Source organism: Streptomyces glaucescens, from assembly GCF_002154375.1.
GTDB lineage: Bacteria > Actinomycetota > Actinomycetes > Streptomycetales > Streptomycetaceae > Streptomyces > Streptomyces glaucescens.
Map to the genome: position 1 here is coordinate 4389 of NZ_MUND01000701.1, position 298 is coordinate 4686.

Genomic DNA, 298 nt, shown 5'->3' on the forward strand with positions numbered 1-298 from the left:
CCGCTCCACGGTCCCCCTCGGTTCCCCCACACCTAGGGTTATCCACCGGTCGCCGTTCGTTCACCCGTCCGGGCGGGCGCTCGGAGTGAACCGGGGGAGCACAGGGGGGCGCGTTCCCCTCACGAGCTGTCCCGCTGATCATCCGGCCCCTACGGTCGGATCCAGGGTCACAGGCACGGCGGGGAGGTTCGACCATGGCGGCACGGGGCCGACGGGACGGGCTCGCTCCGCACGAGCACGACGAGCGGCGTCCGGTTCCCACGGACACCCCCCATGACGCACCGCCGCCGCCCCCGCC